The organism is Kitasatospora sp. NPDC088160 (genome assembly GCF_044741445.1).
Lineage (GTDB): Bacteria > Actinomycetota > Actinomycetes > Streptomycetales > Streptomycetaceae > Kitasatospora.
In genome coordinates this window covers 33,818-51,859 of record NZ_JBIUSS010000011.1, presented here as the reverse complement: position 1 = coordinate 51,859, position 18,042 = coordinate 33,818, and the positions used below count along the sequence as shown (strand labels likewise).

Annotated in this window: 18 protein-coding genes; 16 read left to right on the top strand and 2 right to left on the bottom strand. The window is 75.2% G+C overall.

What is annotated here, in order from left to right; all coding sequences use genetic code 11:
• Positions 1–7 precede the first annotated feature (7 nt).
• From ACIOGZ_RS18545 to ACIOGZ_RS18515, 7 genes are read left to right on the top strand one after another with little or no spacing between them, the layout of a single operon-like run.
• Positions 8–1,531, top strand: a complete 1,524-nt coding sequence (locus ACIOGZ_RS18545; RefSeq protein WP_400986469.1) for a sugar transferase — start codon at positions 8–10, stop codon at positions 1,529–1,531.
• 5 nt (positions 1,532–1,536) lie between these two features.
• Complete coding sequence (locus ACIOGZ_RS18540; RefSeq protein WP_363580613.1) at positions 1,537–2,850, top strand: O-antigen ligase family protein; 1,314 nt, start codon at positions 1,537–1,539, stop codon at positions 2,848–2,850.
• Entirely contained in the window at positions 2,847–4,583 is a 1,737-nt protein-coding gene (locus ACIOGZ_RS18535) for a lipid II flippase MurJ (protein WP_363580615.1), read from the top strand. The genes ACIOGZ_RS18540 and ACIOGZ_RS18535 overlap by 4 nt, the downstream gene beginning before the upstream one ends.
• Complete coding sequence (locus ACIOGZ_RS18530) at positions 4,573–5,487, top strand: polysaccharide deacetylase family protein (RefSeq protein WP_363580617.1); 915 nt, start codon at positions 4,573–4,575, stop codon at positions 5,485–5,487. Before ACIOGZ_RS18535 ends, ACIOGZ_RS18530 begins: the two co-directional genes overlap by 11 nt.
• Positions 5,484–6,599, top strand: a complete 1,116-nt coding sequence (locus ACIOGZ_RS18525; protein WP_400986468.1) for a glycosyltransferase — start codon at positions 5,484–5,486, stop codon at positions 6,597–6,599. The genes ACIOGZ_RS18530 and ACIOGZ_RS18525 overlap by 4 nt, the downstream gene beginning before the upstream one ends.
• A gap of 49 nt (positions 6,600–6,648) precedes the next feature.
• Positions 6,649–7,458, top strand: coding sequence for a Wzz/FepE/Etk N-terminal domain-containing protein (locus ACIOGZ_RS18520; RefSeq protein ID WP_400986466.1), 810 nt, complete (start codon positions 6,649–6,651; stop codon positions 7,456–7,458).
• The gene (locus tag ACIOGZ_RS18515; protein WP_363580623.1) at positions 7,455–8,615 is read left to right on the top strand and encodes a GNAT family N-acetyltransferase; all 1,161 of its coding nucleotides are present in this window, start codon (positions 7,455–7,457) and stop codon (positions 8,613–8,615) included. Before ACIOGZ_RS18520 ends, ACIOGZ_RS18515 begins: the two co-directional genes overlap by 4 nt.
• A 16-nt stretch (positions 8,616–8,631) precedes the next feature.
• Here the strand turns inward: ACIOGZ_RS18515 and ACIOGZ_RS18510 are convergent, their stop codons facing one another.
• Entirely contained in the window at positions 8,632–9,879 is a 1,248-nt protein-coding gene (locus ACIOGZ_RS18510; RefSeq protein ID WP_400986464.1) for a glycoside hydrolase family 26 protein, read from the bottom strand.
• A 360-nt stretch (positions 9,880–10,239) separates the two neighbouring features.
• Here ACIOGZ_RS18510 and ACIOGZ_RS18505 point away from each other — a divergent pair, with 360 nt between their 5' ends.
• The 9 genes from ACIOGZ_RS18505 to ACIOGZ_RS18465 all read left to right on the top strand — a co-directional run bounded on the left by ACIOGZ_RS18505 (position 10,240) and on the right by ACIOGZ_RS18465 (position 17,197).
• On the top strand, positions 10,240–11,265 hold the full coding sequence (locus ACIOGZ_RS18505) for a hypothetical protein (RefSeq protein WP_400986463.1): 1,026 nt from the start codon (positions 10,240–10,242) through the stop codon (positions 11,263–11,265).
• Positions 11,266–11,471: 206 nt separating this feature from the next.
• Positions 11,472–13,070, top strand: a complete 1,599-nt coding sequence (abc-f, locus tag ACIOGZ_RS18500) for a ribosomal protection-like ABC-F family protein (RefSeq protein ID WP_363580629.1) — start codon at positions 11,472–11,474, stop codon at positions 13,068–13,070.
• Positions 13,071–13,397: 327 nt separating this feature from the next.
• Positions 13,398–13,631: a helix-turn-helix domain-containing protein gene (locus ACIOGZ_RS18495; RefSeq protein WP_030059940.1), complete on the top strand. Its 234-nt coding sequence runs from the start codon at positions 13,398–13,400 to the stop codon at positions 13,629–13,631.
• Between the two features lie 232 nt (positions 13,632–13,863).
• On the top strand, positions 13,864–14,670 hold the full coding sequence (locus tag ACIOGZ_RS18490; RefSeq protein ID WP_363627908.1) for an enoyl-CoA hydratase/isomerase family protein: 807 nt from the start codon (positions 13,864–13,866) through the stop codon (positions 14,668–14,670).
• 198 nt (positions 14,671–14,868) lie between these two features.
• Positions 14,869–15,375: an Asp23/Gls24 family envelope stress response protein gene (locus ACIOGZ_RS18485; RefSeq protein WP_400986588.1), complete on the top strand. Its 507-nt coding sequence runs from the start codon at positions 14,869–14,871 to the stop codon at positions 15,373–15,375.
• 52 nt (positions 15,376–15,427) lie between these two features.
• The gene (locus ACIOGZ_RS18480) at positions 15,428–15,619 is read left to right on the top strand and encodes a hypothetical protein (protein WP_063349611.1); all 192 of its coding nucleotides are present in this window, start codon (positions 15,428–15,430) and stop codon (positions 15,617–15,619) included.
• The gene (locus tag ACIOGZ_RS18475) at positions 15,619–15,966 is read left to right on the top strand and encodes an Asp23/Gls24 family envelope stress response protein (protein ID WP_400807583.1); all 348 of its coding nucleotides are present in this window, start codon (positions 15,619–15,621) and stop codon (positions 15,964–15,966) included. The genes ACIOGZ_RS18480 and ACIOGZ_RS18475 overlap by 1 nt, the downstream gene beginning before the upstream one ends.
• Complete coding sequence (locus ACIOGZ_RS18470; RefSeq protein WP_400986462.1) at positions 15,963–16,559, top strand: DUF6286 domain-containing protein; 597 nt, start codon at positions 15,963–15,965, stop codon at positions 16,557–16,559. The genes ACIOGZ_RS18475 and ACIOGZ_RS18470 overlap by 4 nt, the downstream gene beginning before the upstream one ends.
• The gene (locus ACIOGZ_RS18465; protein ID WP_363580639.1) at positions 16,556–17,197 is read left to right on the top strand and encodes an alkaline shock response membrane anchor protein AmaP; all 642 of its coding nucleotides are present in this window, start codon (positions 16,556–16,558) and stop codon (positions 17,195–17,197) included. Before ACIOGZ_RS18470 ends, ACIOGZ_RS18465 begins: the two co-directional genes overlap by 4 nt.
• A gap of 42 nt (positions 17,198–17,239) precedes the next feature.
• Here the strand turns inward: ACIOGZ_RS18465 and ACIOGZ_RS18460 are convergent, their stop codons facing one another.
• Positions 17,240–18,010, bottom strand: coding sequence for an SDR family oxidoreductase (locus ACIOGZ_RS18460; RefSeq protein WP_400986460.1), 771 nt, complete (start codon positions 18,008–18,010; stop codon positions 17,240–17,242).
• Between the last annotated feature and the right edge of the window lie 32 nt (positions 18,011–18,042).

The following is an 18,042-nucleotide window of genomic DNA, read 5'->3' as shown; positions in this document are numbered from 1 at the left end:
TGCGCTGATGACTATTGACCACGACAGCGTGCCGCGATCCGGTCGGTCCCTGTCCGGCCCGCGGCGGCCCGGCACCGGGCTGCTCGACCGCCCGGCCCGATCCGCCCAGACCCGGACGGTGCCGCCGCCCCGCCGGCACCGCGGGGCGGTCCGATCCCGGCTCGCCCTGCCGCTCGCGCTGGTCCAGGTCGACGCGATCGCGCTGTGCACCGCCACCGGCCTCGCCAACCGGGCCGTCGACCCGGCCGTCCCGCTCGCGCCGCTGCTCGGTGCCGCCGCCGTCCTGCCCCTGCTGCTCGTGCTCAACCTGGTCGGCGGCCTCTACCGCACCCGGCTCACCCTCTCCGTCCTGGACGAACTGCCCGCGCTGGCCGTCCGGGCCGTCGTCGCCACCGCCTTCGCCGTCACCCTGGCCGGTTGCCTGGACGGCCGCTGGCCCGACTGCGGCCCGGCCACCCCGGCCCGGCTCACCGTCCTGCTCGGCGTCCAACTGCTGATCGCCGCCGTCGGCCGCGCCGTGCTCTACCACCTGGTCCGGCGGATCCGCCGCAGCCGCCCCAACCCCGTCCTGGTGCTCGGCGCCGGCCGGCTCGGTCGCCGGGTCGCCGCCGCCCTCAGCGAGCGCGGCGAGTACGGGATGCGCCCGGTCGGCTTCCTCGACGCCGACCCGCCGCTGCTCGCCGGCGACACCGACCTGCCCGTCCTCGGCGGCCGCGAGGTACTGGAGCGCGAGGTCCGCCGGCACCGGATCCACCACGTGGTCGCCACCGCCGGCGCCGCCGACGAGGCCGAGACCGCCGCCGCCCTGCGCGACGCCGCCCGGCTCGGCTGCCAGGTCTGGCTGGTGCCCGCGCTGCGCGAGCACGGCTCGCTGCCCGCCGGCCCGCTGGCCGGAGCCGACCACCTGTGGGGCTTCCCCTGCCTGCGGGTCGGCAGCCCGGCGATGCGCCGCCCCGGCTGGGCCGCCAAGCGCGCCCTGGACGTCACCGCCGCCGGGCTCGGCCTGCTGCTGCTCGCCCCCGTCCTGGTGCTCTGCGCGCTGGCCGTCCGCTTCGACACCGGCCCCGGCGTGCTCTTCCGCCAGCAGCGCACCGGGCTCGACGGCAAGGTCTTCACCGTCCTCAAGTTCCGCACCCTGCGCCCGAGCAACGAACACGAGTCGGCGACCCGCTGGAACATCTCCCAGGACCACCGGATGGGCGCCGTCGGCCGACTGCTGCGCCGCAGCTCGCTGGACGAGCTGCCGCAGCTGTGGAACGTGCTGTGCGGAGACATGAGCCTGGTCGGCCCGCGCCCGGAACGCCCCTACTTCGTCATGCGGTTCGGCCAGGCCTACCCCGAGTACGCCGACCGCCACCGCGTCCCGGTCGGCCTGACCGGCCTCGCCCAGGTCAACGGCCTGCGCGGGGACACCTCGATCGAGGACCGGGCCCGGTTCGACAACCGCTACATCGAGAGCTGGAGCCTCTGGCAGGACGTCAAGATCCTGTGCCGCACCGCGGTCCTGCTGCTCCACCCGGACGGGAGCTGACCCGCGTGGCCCTGACCCTTCCCGCCGTCCCGCGGCTCGCGTTACGCAAGGCGCTGCCCGCGCTCGCGGACCGGCCCAGCCCGCTCGCCGCGGCGACCGTCCTGCTGGTCTGCGTGCCCACCGGTGAGAAGGACGTCGCCGCCGCCGTCCACGTCACCGCCGCCGACGTGGCCTCGCTGGCCCTGGTCGCCCTCACCGCGCTCAACCTGCTGCGCGGGCGGCTGCCCGCCGTCAGCCGCGCCACCTGCGTGCTGTTCGGCGGCATCGTGGTCGCCGCCGCCGTCGCCACCGTCGGCTCGATCGACCCGGCCACCAGCCTCACCGGCTTCGTCCGGCTCACCCAGGTGTTCGTCCTGGTACCGGCCGGGGTGCTCTGCTCGCTGCGCGACCGCGTCGACCAGCGGCTGGTCCTCGGCTCCTTCGTGCTCGCCGCGCTGATCCAGGGCGTGGTCGGCGCGCACCAGTACCTCACCCGGACCGGCGCCTCCTACACCGGCCAGCCGATCCGGGCCGTCGGCACCTTCGGCGCCCTCGACATCATGGCGATGTCCACGGTCGTCAGCTACGGCCTGCTCGCCGCCCTGGCCCTGGCGCTCGCCGAGCGCCGCCCCGGCGGCGACGTCCGGCTGCGCCGCGCCATGTTCGCGGCCGCCGCCTTCCTGGCCTTCCCGCTCGCCGTCTCGTTCAGCCGCGGCAGCTGGATCGCCACCGCCGCCGCGGCCACCGTGCTGCTGCTGCGCGCCGACGCCCGGCTCGCCGTCCGCGGCGCCGTCCTCGGCCTGGCCGCCGCGGTCGTCCTGGTCGGCGGCCTCGGCCTCGGCGCCTCCGGCGTCACCGAGCGTCTCAGCTCGATCGGTTCCGTCTCCGCCGCCCCCGACCAGTCCGTCTCCGACCGCTACGACCTGTGGTCCACCGCCGGGCGGATCTGGCAGGACCACCCCGTCCACGGCGCCGGCCCCAAGGCCTTCCAGCAACTGCGCGACAGCCACGCCCCGCTGCGGCTCTCCTCCGGCAGCGACGCCGCCGACCCCACCATCGGCTTCCAGCGCGAACCGCTGCTCTCCCCGCACAACATGTACTTCCTGGTGCTCAGCGAGCAGGGTCTGATCGGCATCGTCGCCTACGCCGCGCTCTTCCTCGGTCTGCTGCTCGGCTGCCTGCGCCACTCCCGCGGCCCGGCCCTCGCCGCCCTGGCCCTGCTCACCTGGGTGCTGGTCGACTTCCTGTACGCGGACATCGGTGGCACCACCACCGTGCTGACCTCCGTCGTCCTCGGCCTCGCGGCCCGGGCCTGCGTCGCGGAGGCCGACCCGCGATGACCACCGACCAGCCGGCCCTCGCCTCCGCCGTGCCCGCCCCGCGCGGCGCCGCCGACGGCCCGCCGTCCGGGCCCGACCCGGCCCCCAGGCGCGGCTTCCTCGCCAAGGCCTTCGGCATCACCGCCGTCCTCAGCGCCGCCGGATCCGGCCTCGGCCTGCTGCGCGACCTCCTGCTGGCCCGCTACTTCGGCGCCAACCAGGGCACCGACGCCTTCCTGGTCGCCTGGACCGTCCCGGAGACGGCCGCGCCGCTGCTGATCGAGGACGCCATGTCCTTCCTCATGGTGCCCGCCTTCGCGCTCGCCCTGGTGCTGCGCGAGGAGGACCCGGACGCCCCCGACCCGGTCCGCCAACTGGTCCGCGCCACCCTGCCCTGGCTGCTGCTCGCGCTCAGCGGGCTCGCGCTGGCCGCCGCCCTCGGCGCCCCGCAGCTGGTCGAGCTGCTCGCCCCCGGCCTGGCCAACCCCGGCCTCGCCGTCACCTGCACCCGGATCACCGCGATCACCGTGCTGCCGTTCGGCGTGGCCGGCTACCTCGCCGCCGCGCTGCGCGCCCACCACCGCTTCACCGCGCCGGCCGGCATCTACGTCGCCTACAACGTCGGCATCCTCGCCGTGCTGCTCGGCTGCCAGTCCTTCCTGGGCGTGCGCTCCGCCGCCCTGGGCGTCGCGCTCGGCAGCCTGCTGATGGCCGGCCTGCTGGTCGCCCCGTTCCTGCGCCGGCTGCGCCAGGGTGCGGGCCCGGGATCGCACCCCGGCGCGGGCCGCGCCGGCCGCTCCCGCAAGGCGCTGGTGCTGATGCCGTTCGCCCTGCTGCCGGTGGCCGCGTTCACCCTGACCCGCCAGTCGCAGGTCTTCGTCGAGCGCTACCTCGGCTCGGCGCTGCCGCCCGGTACCATCTCGCACCTCAACTACGCCGCCAAGGTCTCCCAACTGGCCATGACGGCCGGCATCCTGATCTGCACCGTCACCTTCCCGCTGGTCGCCCGGGCGCTGGCGGCCGGGGACCTCGCCGCCGCCCGGGACCGGGTCGAGAAGGACCTCGGCCAGGCCGCGGCGGTCGTCCTGGGCGGCACCGCCTTCCTGATGGCCTGCGCTCCCTCGGTGGTCTCGCTGCTCTTCCAGCGCGGCGCCTTCGGCCCGCAGGACACCGCCGCCACCGCCGCCGTCATCCGGGTCTACAGTTTCGGCCTGCCCGCCCAGGCGCTGATCGGCGTGATGATCCGCCCGTACTTCTCGCTGCGCCCGGTGGTCCGCCGGGCCGACGATCCGGGCACCGAGGACGGCGGCCGCCGGCTGCTGGACTGGTTCCCGGTCGCCGCGATGCTGCTCGGCCTCGGCGTCACCGTCGTGGTCAGCCTGCTCGCCACCCCCCGCTTCGGCGCCCTCGGGCTCGCCGCCGGGAACGCGGCCGGCATCACCGCCACCGCCGCACTGCTGCTGCACGGCCTGGTGCTGCGCGGCATCCCGCTGCGGCTGCGCCGGGTGCTCGGCGGCCACGCCCGGCTGGTGGCCGCCGCCGGCGGCGCCACCGCCCTCGGCGCCGCCGTCGCCGGGCTGGCCGCCGGCCCCCTGCTCTCCACCCTCCTCGGGGGCCTCACCGTGGCGCTGGCCTTCGCCGTCCTCGGCACCGGCCTCGGCGCGCGTGAGGTGCGCGGTCCGGTCCTCGCCGTGGCCCGGGCCCTGAACCCGCCAACCGTCGCCGATGAAGGGAAGCTTCCCCATGGACAATGAACGGGGAACCGTCCGTTCGGCCCAGGCGGGCGTCCGCCGCCAGGCCGTACCGGCCGCAGCCGCACCACGTGGCGACCTCCCGTACACCGACCCCGCCGGGCCGAAGGCGCAGCTGCCCAGGAGCCGCCGCCCGCTCGGCGAACCGTCCGGCCCCGGTTCCTCCTCGCCGTGGATCCTGATGTACCACTCGGTGGCGGTCGAGAAGGAGGACCCGTACCAGCTGACCGTCAGCCCCGAGCGGTTCGCCGAGCAGGTCGCCTGGCTGCACCGGCGCGGGCGGCGCGGCGTCTCCGTGCGCGAGCTGATGCGGGCCCGGGCCGTCGGCCGGGACGGCGGACTGGTCGGGCTGAGCTTCGACGACGGCTACGCGGACTTCGCGCGCCACGCCGTGCCGATCCTCCAGGCGTACGGCTTCACCGCCACCGCGTACGTGGTCGCCGACCTGCTCGGCCAGGACAACGGCTGGGACGCGAAGGGGCCGCGCAAGCAGCTGCTCACCGTCCAGGAGGTCACCGAACTCGCCGCCGCCGGTTGGGAGATCGGCTCGCACGGCCTCGGCCACCAGGCGCTGCCCGGCCTGCCGGCCGATGTCCTGGCGGTGCAGACCCGGGAGAGCCGGCGCCTCCTGGAGGAGGTGGTCGGCGGCCCGGTCACCGGCTTCTGCTATCCGTACGGCGCCGTCGACCTGCCCGCCACCGAGGCCGTGCGCGACGCCGGCTACGACTACGCCTGCGCCATCGCGCACTCCCCGCTCACCGGCCGCTTCGCGCTGCCCCGCTGCTACGTCGGCGACCGCGACGGCGCCTGGCGGCTGCGCGCCAAACGTGGCCGGCAGCGGCTGCGCGACGCCGTCACCGAGCTGCGCCGAAGCCCCCTGGCCGCCCGGCGGGGGGCCCGGCCGTGAGGGTCCTGCACATCGTCACCGGCCTCGACTCGGGCGGCGCCGAGCGCCAACTCCACCTGCTGCTGAGGCACTTGCCCGCACACCAGCAGTGCGAGGTGGTCGCACTGACCAACCCCGGCACGGTCGCCGCCGCGCTGCGCGCCGACGGGGTGACCGTCCACCACCTCGGCATGCGCGGCAACCGCGACCTGGGCGCGCTGCCCCGGCTGGTCCGGCTGGTCCGCTCCGGCCGCTACGACCTGGTGCACACCCACCTGTACCGGGCGCAGCTGTACGGCCGGCTGGCGGCCCGGCTCGCCGGGGTCCGCACGGTGGTCTCCACCGAGCACTCGCTGCACGCCGGGGTGATCGAGGGCCGCCCGGTCACCCGCGGCGTCAAGGGCCTCTACCTGGCGGCCGAGCGACTCGGCAGCACCACCGTCGCGGTCTCCCGGCAGGTCGCCCAGACGCTGCACTCCTGGGGCGTCCCACCGGCCCGGGTCGAGCTGATCCCCAACGGCATCGACTCCGCCCGCTACCGCCGCCCGGCCGCAGACCGGGCCGCCACCCGCCGCCGGCTGCGGGCCGAACTCGGCCTGCCGGAGGGGAGCTGGGTGGTCGGCGGAGTCGGCCGGCTGGTCCCCGGCAAGCGCTTCGAGGTGCTGCTGGAGGCCCTCGCCGCTCTCGACCCGGCCGCCCGGCTGGTGCTGGTCGGCGCGGGCCCGGAGCGCGCCGCGCTGGAGCACCGGGCCGCCGAACTCGGCGTCCGGGAAAGGCTGGTGCTCACCGGCGAGCGCGACGACGTGCCCGACCTGCTGACCGCCCTGGACGTGCTGGCCGCCCCCTCCACCGCGGAGACCTTCGGCCTCGGCATCCTGGAGGGCCTCGCGGCCGGCCTGCCGGTGCGGCACAGCGCCTGCCCGGCGCTCGACGAACTGCCGCCCAGCGCCGCCCCGCAGGCCCGCCGGATCCCGTCCGAGGGCGCCGCGTACGCCGCCGCGCTGCGCGACCTGCGGCACCTGAACGACCACAACTCCGATCCGCTGCCGCACCCCCCGGCGGTCGGCCACTACGACATCGCCCGGGTCGCCGCAGACCTGGGCGCCCTCTACGACCGGCTGGCCCGCGCTTGACCGCCCGCCGCCGCCGGAACCGCCGTCACATACCCAAGGAGTCACACCCATGACCACACCGCGCCGAAGGGCCCGCCACCTGGTCCGCCGCTGGTGGCCGGTGGCGCTCGCGGTGCCGCTGGGCGCCGCGGCCGGCGCCGGGTACGCCGTCGTCTCGCACCCCTCGTACGCCGCCAGCGCCTACGTCCTCGTGGTGCCGCAGAACCCGGGGGAAGCCGCCACCGCGACCAACTTCGCCCAGGCGTACGGGCGGTTGGCGGGCCAGCCGCAGGTGCTTGCGGTGGCGGCCGCCGAGACCGGCCACACCCGTGCCGAGCTGGAGTCCCTGGTGCACGGGACCACCTCCCCGGACGCCCCGATGATCGAGATCACTGGCACCGGGACGCGCCCCCAGGAGGCGGCCCAGACCGCCGACGCGGTGGCCCGCTCGCTGGTCTCCTTCGCGAACACCAGCAGCAGGGACACCAGCGTCCGGCTGGTGACGCTGGCCCCGGCCGCCGAGCCGGACAAGCCGACCACCCCGTCCGCCACGCTGGACGTCGCGGTCGGTGGCGCGGCCGGGCTGCTGGTGGGGGCCCTGGTGATGATGACCCGCCGCCGGGGCGAGGCCGCCCTGCCGGAGGCCGCCGAGCCCGCCGGGGCCCCGGTGGAGCCGACGACGCCGGCCACCCCCCGCCCGCGCGGCGAGGAGCCGCCCGCCGCCGACCAGGCCGGCAAGACCGGCCAGGCCGAGAAGGCCGAGAAGGCGGAAGAGAAGCCCGGGAAGGCGGAAGAGAAGCCCGGGAAGGCCGCTGCCGCGAAGAAGAGCGCCGAGGAGCCCCCGGCCAAGGAGAAGGCCGCGGCCGGGAGCGGGCGATGAGCACTGAGACCCGGCACGCCGGCCTCCCCGCCCAGCCGGCTGCGCCGGGCTGGACCACCGAGCTGCGCCGTGAGGACGACGCTCTGGACACCCTCGCCGAGGAGTGGGACGACCTGGCCGCCCGCTGCCGGACCGCCACCTTCTTCCAGGCCGCCGACTGGCAGCGCTCCTGGTGGCGCCACTACGGCAGCCCGGGCAGCCTGCTGGTGGTGCTCGTCCGCCGGGACGGCCTGCTGGTCGGCGCGGGTGCCTTCAGGCGCCGCGGCGGCCCGCTCGGTGGGCTGACCGCCCTGGGCGCCGGGCTGGTCGACTACTCCGACGTGCTGCTCGACGACGACTGCGCCGACCGGGCCGCCGCCGAGTTCGCCGCCGCCCTCCCGCTCACCCGCCCGTGGCACTCCCTGGAGCTGCGCGAGGTGCACCCCGAGGCGGCGGTGCAGCGGGTGTACGAGCACTGGCACGGCCGACGCCGCCGCTACCAGGACTCGCTCTGCCAGTACCTGCCGGCCGTCCCGATGGACCGGCTGCTGAAGCGGGTGCCCGGCAAGACCGCGCAGCGCAGCCGGGTGAAGCTGCGCAAGATCGCCGAGGCCGGGGTGCAGGTCAGCTCGACGCCGGCGGCCGAGGTGCCGGCGGCGCTGGAGGGCCTGCTGCGGCTGCACTTCCTGCAGTGGCAGGAGCGCGGCGTCACCCCGGAGCACCGCACCGAGCGCTTCGCCCGCCACCTGACCGAGTCCACCGTCGGCCTGGTCGCCACCGGCAGGGCGGCCGTCCACCAGTTCCGGCTGAACGGCGAACTGGTCGCGGTGAACCTGCTGCTGCTCTGCCCCTCCTTCGGTGGCCTGTACATGTACGGCGCGCACCCGGTGCTGCGCGAGCGGCTGGACATCGCCGGGCTGCTGTTCAGCGCCGCCCTGGACGAGACGGTCGGCGCGGGCGTCCCGCTGCTCGGCCTGCTGCGCGGCCAGGAGCCCTACAAGCAGCGCTGGCGGCCGGACCAGCTGTCCAACCAGCGCCTGCTGTTCGGTCCGCCCGGGCCGGCGCCGGCGGCCGTCGCCCGGTCCGGCGCGGTGCGCGTCCGCCAGCAGGCGGCGCACGTGCTGCGGACCCGCTTCCCGCGGCTCAAGGAGGCCCTGCTGGCCCGCCGCCGCGGCTGACCGCCCCCGCCCGGGCTCAGCGCCGGGCGGGCGTCCGGGCCGCCGACGGGCTCGCGGACGGGCTCGCCGAGGGGCTTGCCGACGTGGTGGCCGAGGGGCCCGGCGACGGGCTCGCGGACGGGCCGGGCACCACGCTCGGGGCCCCGGGCACGGCCGAGGGCGTGGGCGGGCGCGGCGGGACGATCGGCGGGACGGGGGCCTGGGGCGCCGTCGGCACCACCTCCGGCGCCCCCTTCGACCCGGACATCAGCTGCTTGAACCGGGCGGCGGAGCGCGGGTTGCGGTCGCACTCGAAGAAGCCGTGCGGGCAGTAGTCGGTGACGGTCTGGTAGGCGGTGTCGTGGGTGCGCATCCACTCGACCATCCGCTGCACGAACTCCGGGTTGTCGCCGTTGTGGAACAGCCCCCACTCCGGGTAGGAGACCGGCTTGCCGCGCTTGGCGGCGAACTCCACCTGGTCCTGAAGCCCGTACGGCTCGCGCACGTAGTCGTCGAAGGTGCCCCCGGCGGGCTGGTCGTAGTTGTCCATGCCGATGATGTCGACCACGTCGTCGCCGGGGTAGCACTTGGTCCACGGGATGGCGTCCAGGCCCCGGTTCGGGGTGAAGTCGAAGCGGAACCGCTGCCCCGGCACCGAGCGCATCACGCCGACGATCCGTCGCCAGTACGCCTTCCACGCGGACGGGTCGGGCTTGCAGCGGTGCGTGTAGGTGACGCCGTTCATCTCCCAGCCGAGCGTGAGCACGGTGTCCGCGCCGCCGAGGGACACCAGCCGGTGGGCGAGCCGCAGGAAGTGCCGGTCGAAGTCCCCGCGCGCGCCCTGGGCGAGCAGCTTGGCGACCTCGCCGTCCGGCACGTTCGCCTCGTTGGGCACCAGCATCGGCACGCCGAGGACGAGCGTCCGGGACGGGTCGGCCAGCCGCCACTGCGACCACATGCCGAGCACCATCAGCTCGCCCTCGACGTCGGCCCAGCTGTTGCCCGCCAGGTAGGTGTGGCCGACTTGCAGGTTGGCGTCGCCCAGCCACTGCGCGTACTGGCCGATCTGCGGGATGTAGTCGTCCCAGGAACCGACGAAGGCGCCGAACGGCGGCTCGTGCTTGGGCCGCTGGACGGGCGGGCGGGGGGCGGCGCCGCGCGGCTCGAAGGCGTCCGAGGAGAGGGTGTGCCGTTCGGTCTGGCTGAGCGGCGACCCGGCCGGGACGCTGGCCGTGGCCATCAGCAGCAGGGCGGCGGCGGCCAGCGTCAGGCGGCCGATTCGCATGGTCTCTCCTCCGGGCGTCGCGGGGCGGGGGCGCGCTGGACGGACCGTGGCGCTCCGCTCGCCGACAGTAGGCCCGGCGGGCGTCGGAAAAGCCGAATGTCACCCTAAAGTGGGCGGTATTCGAACGCCGTCTGCCGCAACGCCCGGCCGGGCCTCGCCGCGTGTATCAGCTCTGTAACGGTCCGGCCGGGCCCCGGCGCCGGGCCCCGGAGCGGGCGGCGGCCCGGCCTCGGCACCGACGGTGCAGGTGGGCGGGCGGGTGCGCGGGGAGGGCGCGCGCGGCCGGACGCGCGGTCCGAGGGGTGGGGCGGGGGCGATTCCAGGCTGACTCGCGTGCCCGGTGAAAGGTACGCTCCGGCCGTGTCCTGGAAGCCGCTGCGTGTACTGACCCCCCGCTCGATCCTGCCTGCCCTGGCGGTGATGCTGGTCCTTGCGGCCGGTGCGGCGGCGCACGCCAACAAGCCGGTGCCGTTCGGCGACCGGGTGGCGGGGCCGGGCGAGGCGGAGGCCACGCCGGTCAGCACGCAGTCGCTGAGCACGGCCGACCTGGATCTGAAGGTCGGCCCCGGACTGGAGGCCTTCCACCGGCAGAGCGGCGAGCAGGCCTGGTCCTACCGCCGCGAGGGCGCCACCGCGCTGTACCTGTCGATGGCGGGGGACAACGCCATCGTGGTCTGGGACGACGGCCTGGTCACCTCGGTGCGCCCGGGCGACCACGAGGTGCGCTGGCACCGGGCGGTGCCCGGCCTGGCGGACTGGCTGCGCGGCGACGGCGAGCCCGGCGCCGACAAGCGCACCGACGCGCAGCGCAAGGAGCTGGCCCAGGAGCGGGCCGCGGCGGCCCTGCACACCGTCCCGCAGGGCGGCTCCGCCTGGGTGGCCGTGGTGACCCCGAACCTGACCATGGGCCTGCGCGACGCCGACGGTGACCTGCGCTACAACTCCAAGCCGCCCGGCAGCTGCGTCTACGACCCGCTGCGCACGGTCGGCACCGAGTACGCCGTGCTCGTCCCGCGCAGCTGCACCAACAGCGCCGGGCAGGCCGTCTCCGGCGGCATCAACGGGTACCGGCTGGACAGCACCGGCTGGCAGCTGAACACCGGCCCGAGCGCCTCGGTCAAGGCGCTGGACGGCAGCCGGGTGCTGATCACCGACGGCCCGATCGTTCCGGCCCGGGTGTTCGACACCAAGGCGGCCGCCCCCGAGGCGGCCTGCGGCAGCCCGTCCGCGCCGTTCGCGGCGGTCCGTCCGCAGGGCGGTTGCACCGACCCGGCGGCGAGCCCGGCCCAGGACGCCCCGGTGGGTCAGGACGCCCCGGTGGATGGCCAGCCGCCCATGCAGCCCGAGGCGCAGCAGCCTCAGCAGTCCCAGCAGTCCCAGCAGTAACGCCGGACCGCCGGTACCCCTGGGCGGTAGCCCCGGGGGTTCCCGCGCGGCCCGGTAGACTTGCCGTCATGGCTGACTTCTCCGGGCAATAGCGGGCGCGCGGCACCGCCTCGTGCGCTGTGCCGACCACCGACGACGCCCCTTCCCGCTGCCCGGCCCCGGGCCCCGTCCGGCCGCCCGCCCACGTCCCAGGAGTAGTTTCCGCCATGATTTCCGCCAACGCCCTTGAGCTGCGCGCCGGTGCCCGAATCCTGATCGAGTCCGCGAACTTCAAGGTCGCCGCCGGCGACCGGATCGGCCTGGTCGGGCGCAACGGCGCCGGCAAGACCACGCTGACCAAGGTGCTGGCCGGCGAGGGCATGCCGGCCTCGGGCACGGTGACCCGCTCCGGTGAGGTCGGCTACCTCCCGCAGGACCCGCGCACCGGCGACCTGGACGTCCTCGCCAAGGACCGCATCCTCTCCGCCCGCGGCCTCGACACCGTGCTCAAGAAGATGCGCGAGAACGAGGACCGGATGGCCAACGGCCAGGGCGCCACCCGGGACAACGCGATGAAGAAGTACGCGCGCCTGGAGACCGAGTTCCTCACCAAGGGCGGGTACGCCGCTGAGGCCGAGGCCGCCACCATCGCGGCCGCCCTGGGCCTGCCGGACCGCATCCTGAACCAGGAGCTGCACACCCTCTCCGGTGGTCAGCGCCGCCGCGTCGAGCTGGCCCGGATCCTGTTCTCGGACTCCGACGTGCTGCTGCTCGACGAGCCCACCAACCACCTCGACGCCGACTCGATCGTCTGGCTGCGGGACTTCCTGAAGACCTACAAGGGTGGCTTCATCGTCATCTCGCACGACGTCGAGCTGGTCGAGACGGTCGTCAACAAGGTCTTCTACCTGGACGCCAACCGCTCCGCCATCGACGTCTACAACATGGGCTGGAAGCAGTACCAGCAGCAGCGTGAGGACGACGAGAAGCGCCGCAAGCGCGAGCGGGCCAACGCCGAGAAGAAGGCCGCGACCCTCAACTCCCAGGCCGACAAGATGCGGGCCAAGGCGACCAAGACGGTGGCCGCGCAGAACATGGCCCGCCGTGCCGAGAAGCTGCTCTCCGGCCTGGAGCAGGTGCGCCAGAACGACAAGGTCGCCAAGCTGCGCTTCCCGGACCCGGCGCCCTGCGGCAAGACCCCGCTGACGGCCAGCGGGCTCTCCAAGTCCTACGGTTCGCTGGAGATCTTCACCGACGTCGGCCTGGCCATCGACCGCGGTTCGCGGGTCGTCATCCTCGGCTTCAACGGCGCGGGCAAGACCACCCTGCTGCGGATGCTCGCCGGGGTGGAGCAGCCGGACACCGGCGAGGTGATCCCGGGCCACGGCCTGAAGATCGGCTACTACGCCCAGGAGCACGAGACCCTGGACCCGGACCGCACGGTGCTGGAGAACATGCGTTCCTCCGCGCCGGACACCGACCTGGTGCAGATCCGCAAGATCCTCGGTTCCTTCCTGTTCTCCGGCGACGACGTCGACAAGCCGGCCGGGGTGCTCTCCGGCGGTGAGAAGACCCGGCTCGCGCTGGCCTCGCTGGTGGTCTCCAGCGCCAACGTGCTGCTGCTCGACGAGCCCACCAACAACCTCGACCCGGCCAGCCGCGAGGAGATCCTCGGCGCACTGCGGGAGTTCTCCGGCGCGGTCGTGCTGGTCACCCACGACGAGGGCGCCGTGGAGGCGCTCCAGCCGGAGCGGATCATCCTGCTGCCGGACGGGGTCGAGGACCTCTGGAGCCCGGCGTACGCCGATCTGGTCTCGCTGGCCTGACCGGGTGTAGACGCGATCTCCGCTTTTAGGACCAGAAAAACTAGTACTTACGGCGTGTCCGGGAATGAAGAAAGCCTGGATTCCGTTTAAGGACTTCCTGTCGGCCCGCCACTCGATCGTGGTCGGGCCGACACTGCTGATCAGCCCTTTCTCGGCGGATGGCGGAATCCGCCCGGGGGCGCGCACTCTACGTGAGCGCCCTGATGCGCTCGGATCACCACCGCAGGACCACGCATTCCCGACATCGACCTTGCCGAATGGGTGGCCAGGACGCGGTGGATGGGTGATCATGGGAATCTGACCGAGCAACGCTACGAGGAGGCACGGGTGGCCGAGACTCTGAAAAAGGGCAGCCGGGTGACCGGTGCCGCGCGTGAGAAGCTCGCGGCCGATCTCAAGAAGAAGTACGACTCCGGGGCGAGCATTCGCGCTCTCGCGGAGGAGACCGGTCGTTCGTACGGCTTTGTGCACCGGATGCTGAGCGAGTCCGGAGTCATTCTCCGGGGCCGCGGTGGTGCCACGCGTGGCAAGAACAAGGCGACCGCCGGGGCCGGTTCCTGACGGTCCGTCAGCTCATGGCTGAATGGCGCGGCGGCAGGGCGCCGACCGGGGAGACGAGAACCGATCGTCCGCCCTCGGGTCGAGTGGACCGGCCGCCGATCGTCATGTCCGGGGTGTCGTCCGCCCCCGGGCGCGCTCCTTCCGTCGATCTTTCCGGGCCGGCGCCCTGCCGGCGTGCGCCCAGGTTTGTTACTCTCCGGTAGCCAAGCCCCTCGCCACCGGAGGTCCCCGCATGACCGCCCCCGTCACCGACCCGCAGGCCCCGAGCTGGGAGCAGGACGGCGTCCGCCTGGAGATCGACGGCGAGCTCGCCGTCGTCACCCTGTGTCAGCCCAAGCGGCGCAACGCCCAGTCGCCCGCCCTGTGGCGCGCCCTCGCCGCCGCGGGCCGTGACCTGCCCGGCGGCGTCCGGGTGGTCCTGCTGCGTGCGGAGGGCGTCTCCTTCTCGGCGGGCCTGGACCGGGCCATGTTCACCCCCGAGGGCATCCCCGGCGAGCCCACCTTCCTCCAGCTCGCCAGCGCCCCCGACCAGGAGCTCGACGACACCATCGCCTCCTACCAGCAGGCCTTCACCTGGTGGCGCCGCCCCGACCTGGTCTCCATCGCCGCCGTCCAGGGCCATGCCGTCGGCGCCGGCTTCCAGCTCGCCCTCGGCTGTGACCTGCGCGTCGTCGCCGACGACGTCCAGTTCGCCATGAAGGAGACCTCGCTCGGCCTCGTCCCCGACCTGGCCGGCACCAAGCCGCTCACCGAACTCGTCGGCTACGCGCGGGCGCTGGAGATCTGCGTCACCGGCCGCTGGGTCGGCGCCGAGGAGGCCGCCGCCATCGGGCTGGCCAACCTGGCCGTCCCCGGTGCGGAACTGGACGCCGCCGCCCGCGACCTCGCCGCCGCCCTGCTGGGCGCGCCGCGCAACGCCGTCATCGAGACCAAGGCCCTGCTCCAGGGCGCCGCCGGCCGCTCCTTCGACGAGCAGCGCTCGGCCGAACGGGCGGCGCAGGCCCGCCGCCTGCGGGACCTCGCCGGGATCGGCGACTAGCCAGGCTGCGTCGTGTGAACGGGCCCGGCCCGGGGAGTGCTCCCCGGGCCGGGCCCTCGGCGTTCCGGAGGCATCCCGGTGGCCCTCCCGGCGGGCGCGGAACGTGGCGAAATGTCAGAGTTATGGGGATTTGCGATATAGCTGGAGCCGTACGACGGGAGATGCGCCCCCATGCCTGACACTCCGACCCCCGCCACCATGCACAAGAACCCCGGCCACGCCGCGGCCGCCGGCTCCGCCGCCCACGCGCCGTCCTCGGCCTCCGCCGCGACCGACGCCGGCAAGCCGACCGGCGAGCGCGGCCGCACGGCGCTGGCCGTCGGCGTGGTCGAGAAGATCGCCGGGATGGCCGCCCGCGAGGTCAACGGCATCCACGCCCTCGGCTCTGGCCTCGCCCGCACCTTCGGCGCGATGCGCGACCGGGTGCCGGGCGGCAAGTCCGGCGTCGGGCGCGGCATCAAGGCCGAGGTCGGCGAGAAGCAGACCGCCATCGACATCGCCCTGGTCGTCGAGTACGGCGTGGTCATCCCCGAACTCGCCCGGCAGGTACGGGAGAACATCATCGACGCGGTCGAGCGGATGACCGGCCTGGAAGTCGTCGAGGTCAACATCGCGGTCAACGACGTCCACCTCCCCGACGAGCCGGACGTCGAGGAGGAGGAAGAGGAGACGGTCGTCGCGGGGCAGCGGCCCAAACTCAAGTAGCGAGCCCACGAAGCGCCCGGCGGCGGGCGGCAGCGAGGACGAGGAGTAGCGGATGAACCTGGCCATCGTCGGCCTGGTGGTGGGCATGGCCCTCGGCTTCGCCGGGTACTTCGGCGGTTTCGCGGCGTTCCTGCTGGTCGCCGCGCTCGGGCTGGTCGGCTTCGTGGCCGGCCGCCTGCTGGAGGGCGACATCGAGCTGGGCGACCTCGGCGACCTGCTCCGCGGCCGCGACCGGCGCCGTTGATGACGGCTCCCACCACCAGTGCCCGCCGCGAACCCGCGGCCCGGGGCCGACTCCGGATCGCCGACCGCGTCTACGCCCGCATCGCCGCCCGGGCCGCCCGCGAGGCCCTCGCCGACGCCTGGACCGGCCGCACCGTCAAGGGCGCACCGCCCGCCGTCTCGGTGGCCGTGCCCGGCAGCACCGTGACCGTCCGGGTCGCTGTCGCACTGCCCTTCCCCGCCGACCTCGCGGCGCTCGCCCGGGCCGTCCGCGAACGCGTCGCCGCGCAGGTCGCCGGGTTCACCGGGACCAGGGTGTCCGAGGTGGTCGTCGTCGTGGAGCGGCTGGTGACCGGGGGAGTGTCATGAGTGCGGGGGGCGAACCGGTGCCCGGCGAGGAGGCGACGGCGGCCGGGGACGGGCCCCCGCCGGAGAAGGTGCGGCGGCCGCGGGCGCCGCGGGCCGTCGTCGCGGCGCTCGTCGCCACCGTGCTGCTGGTGCTCGCGGGCGCGCTGCTGTACGACGTGGTCGCCGTCCGCGCCGGGTACCCGACCCGCCGGTGGCGCGCCCGGATCGCCGACGACCTGGCCACCCGTCACCTCGACGACCTGTGGGTGCTGGTGGGTGCCGGCACCGCCGTCCTCCTCGGCGGGGTGCTGCTCTGGCTGGCCCTCGCCCCCGGTCTCGGCCGCTGGCTCCCGCTGCGCCCGCACGGCGACACCGGCGCCGCCATCGACCGGGCCGGCATCGGGCACCTGCTCGCCGACCGCGCCGCCGGACTCCAGGGCATCGACGAGCTGCGGATCCGGATCAGCCGCCGGCGCGTCCGGGTCACCCTCATCGGGGCGGCGGACCCGGTGTCGGTCCAGTGCCAACTGCGGGACGAGCTGGCGCGGGTGACGCTGGCCCGGCCGCTGCGCCTCGACGTGCGGGCGGGGCCCGGGGTGGGGGCGGCGGGATGAGGCGGACGGGCGTCAACCGGCTGCTGCTGGGGGTGGTCGGGGCGGTGCTGCTGGCCGTCGGCGTGCTGGTGCTGGCCGGCGGGCTCGACCTGTACCGGCGGCTCGGCGCCGACCCGCCGGGCTGGTGGCCGCTCACCTCCCCGGACCAGCCGGTGCTCAGTGCCCGCTCGCGCACCCGCTGGGCGGATTCGACCTGGTGGTGGCCCACCGTCATCGGCGGGCTGGCCGTGGTGATCGCGGGCACCGCCTGGTGGCTGGTGGCGCAGCTGCGGCGCAGCGGCCCGGCCGGCCTCGTCGTGCCGACGCCCGGTGCCACCGGACTCCGGCTGCGGGTCCGCACCCGGGCGCTGGAAGAGGCACTGGAGAACGGGACGGCCACGCTCCCCGAAGTCGAGCGCGCGGGCGTACGCCTGGTGCGCGCACCTGGGCATCCGCGGCTGCGGGGTGCTGTCCGGCTCACCCCCGGTGGCGATCCGGCGGCCTTGGTGGAGCACTTCGACACCGGCCCGCGAACCGACGCCCGGACCAGCCTGGGCCTCCCGGAACTCCCCGCCGACCTGCGGATCCGGGTCCTCCAGGCCGCCCGGCCCGAGTCGCGACGGCGCCGAGGGCGGCGCAGGCCCCCGCGGGTGGAGTGAACCGGGGGCGGGCGGAGTCGGACGCCCGCCCCCGTGTGCGTCCTAGAGGGGGCGCAGGGCGCCGCCGTCGACGGGGATCATCACACCGGTCAGGTAGGAGGCGGCGGGGGAGAGCAGGAAGGCCGCGACCTTGCCGAACTCCTCGGGGGTGCCGTAGCGGCCGAGCGGGATGGTCGCGGCGGCCTGAGCGCGGGCGCGGTCCGGGTCGCCGCCCAGGGAGTCCAGCTCGCGCACCCGGTCGGTGTCGATCCGGGCCGGGAGCAGGCCCACCACCCGGATGCCGCGCGGGCCGAGCTCGTCGGCGAGGGACTTGGCGGCCATCGCCAGCCCCGGGCGCAGGCCGTTGGAGATGCCCAGGCCGGGGATCGGCTGGCGCACCGAGCCGGAGAGCACGAAGCCGATCACGCCGCCCTCGCCGAGGGCTGCGGCGGCGGCGCGGGCGAGCCGCAGCGCGCCGAGGAAGACCGACTCGAACGCGTCGCGCCAGGCCTCCTCGGGGGCGGTGGCCACCGGGCCGGCCTGGGGGCCGCCGACGCTGATCAGTACGCCGTCGAGCCGGCCGAAGTGCCCGGTCGCCTCGGCGATCAGCCGTTCGGCGGTCGCCGGGTCGGCGTTGTCGGCGGCCAGGCCGTGGGCCGTCCCGGCGCCGCCGATGGCGTCCAGCTCGGCGACGGCGGCGGCCACGGACTCCTTGCCGCGCCCGCTGACCAGCACCCGGGCACCGTCGGCGGCCAGCTCCCGGGCGGCGGCGAAGCCGAGGCCCCGGGTGGCGCCGGTGGCCACGTACACCTTGTCCTTCAGTCCAAGATCCATGGGGCCATCCTGCCGGGTGGCGGGCGCGAGGG

Excerpts from the sequence above, each read along its gene's own strand:
- ACIOGZ_RS18530 (WP_363580617.1), top strand. The coding sequence starts at position 4,573 with ATGGACAATGAACGGGGAACCGTCCGTTCGGCCCAGGCGGGCGTCCGC.
- ACIOGZ_RS18535 (WP_363580615.1), top strand. The coding sequence starts at position 2,847 with ATGACCACCGACCAGCCGGCCCTCGCCTCCGCCGTGCCCGCCCCGCGC.
- ACIOGZ_RS18545 (WP_400986469.1), top strand. The coding sequence starts at position 8 with ATGACTATTGACCACGACAGCGTGCCGCGATCCGGTCGGTCCCTGTCC.
- ACIOGZ_RS18515 (WP_363580623.1), top strand. The coding sequence starts at position 7,455 with ATGAGCACTGAGACCCGGCACGCCGGCCTCCCCGCCCAGCCGGCTGCG.
- ACIOGZ_RS18465 (WP_363580639.1), top strand. The coding sequence starts at position 16,556 with ATGAGGCGGACGGGCGTCAACCGGCTGCTGCTGGGGGTGGTCGGGGCG.
- ACIOGZ_RS18475 (WP_400807583.1), top strand. The coding sequence starts at position 15,619 with ATGACGGCTCCCACCACCAGTGCCCGCCGCGAACCCGCGGCCCGGGGC.
- ACIOGZ_RS18510 (WP_400986464.1), bottom strand. The coding sequence starts at position 9,879 with ATGCGAATCGGCCGCCTGACGCTGGCCGCCGCCGCCCTGCTGCTGATG.
- abc-f (WP_363580629.1), top strand. The coding sequence starts at position 11,472 with ATGATTTCCGCCAACGCCCTTGAGCTGCGCGCCGGTGCCCGAATCCTG.
- ACIOGZ_RS18485 (WP_400986588.1), top strand. The coding sequence starts at position 14,869 with ATGCACAAGAACCCCGGCCACGCCGCGGCCGCCGGCTCCGCCGCCCAC.
- ACIOGZ_RS18480 (WP_063349611.1), top strand. The coding sequence starts at position 15,428 with ATGAACCTGGCCATCGTCGGCCTGGTGGTGGGCATGGCCCTCGGCTTC.
- ACIOGZ_RS18460 (WP_400986460.1), bottom strand. The coding sequence starts at position 18,010 with ATGGATCTTGGACTGAAGGACAAGGTGTACGTGGCCACCGGCGCCACC.
- ACIOGZ_RS18490 (WP_363627908.1), top strand. The coding sequence starts at position 13,864 with ATGACCGCCCCCGTCACCGACCCGCAGGCCCCGAGCTGGGAGCAGGAC.
- ACIOGZ_RS18470 (WP_400986462.1), top strand. The coding sequence starts at position 15,963 with ATGAGTGCGGGGGGCGAACCGGTGCCCGGCGAGGAGGCGACGGCGGCC.
- ACIOGZ_RS18520 (WP_400986466.1), top strand. The coding sequence starts at position 6,649 with ATGACCACACCGCGCCGAAGGGCCCGCCACCTGGTCCGCCGCTGGTGG.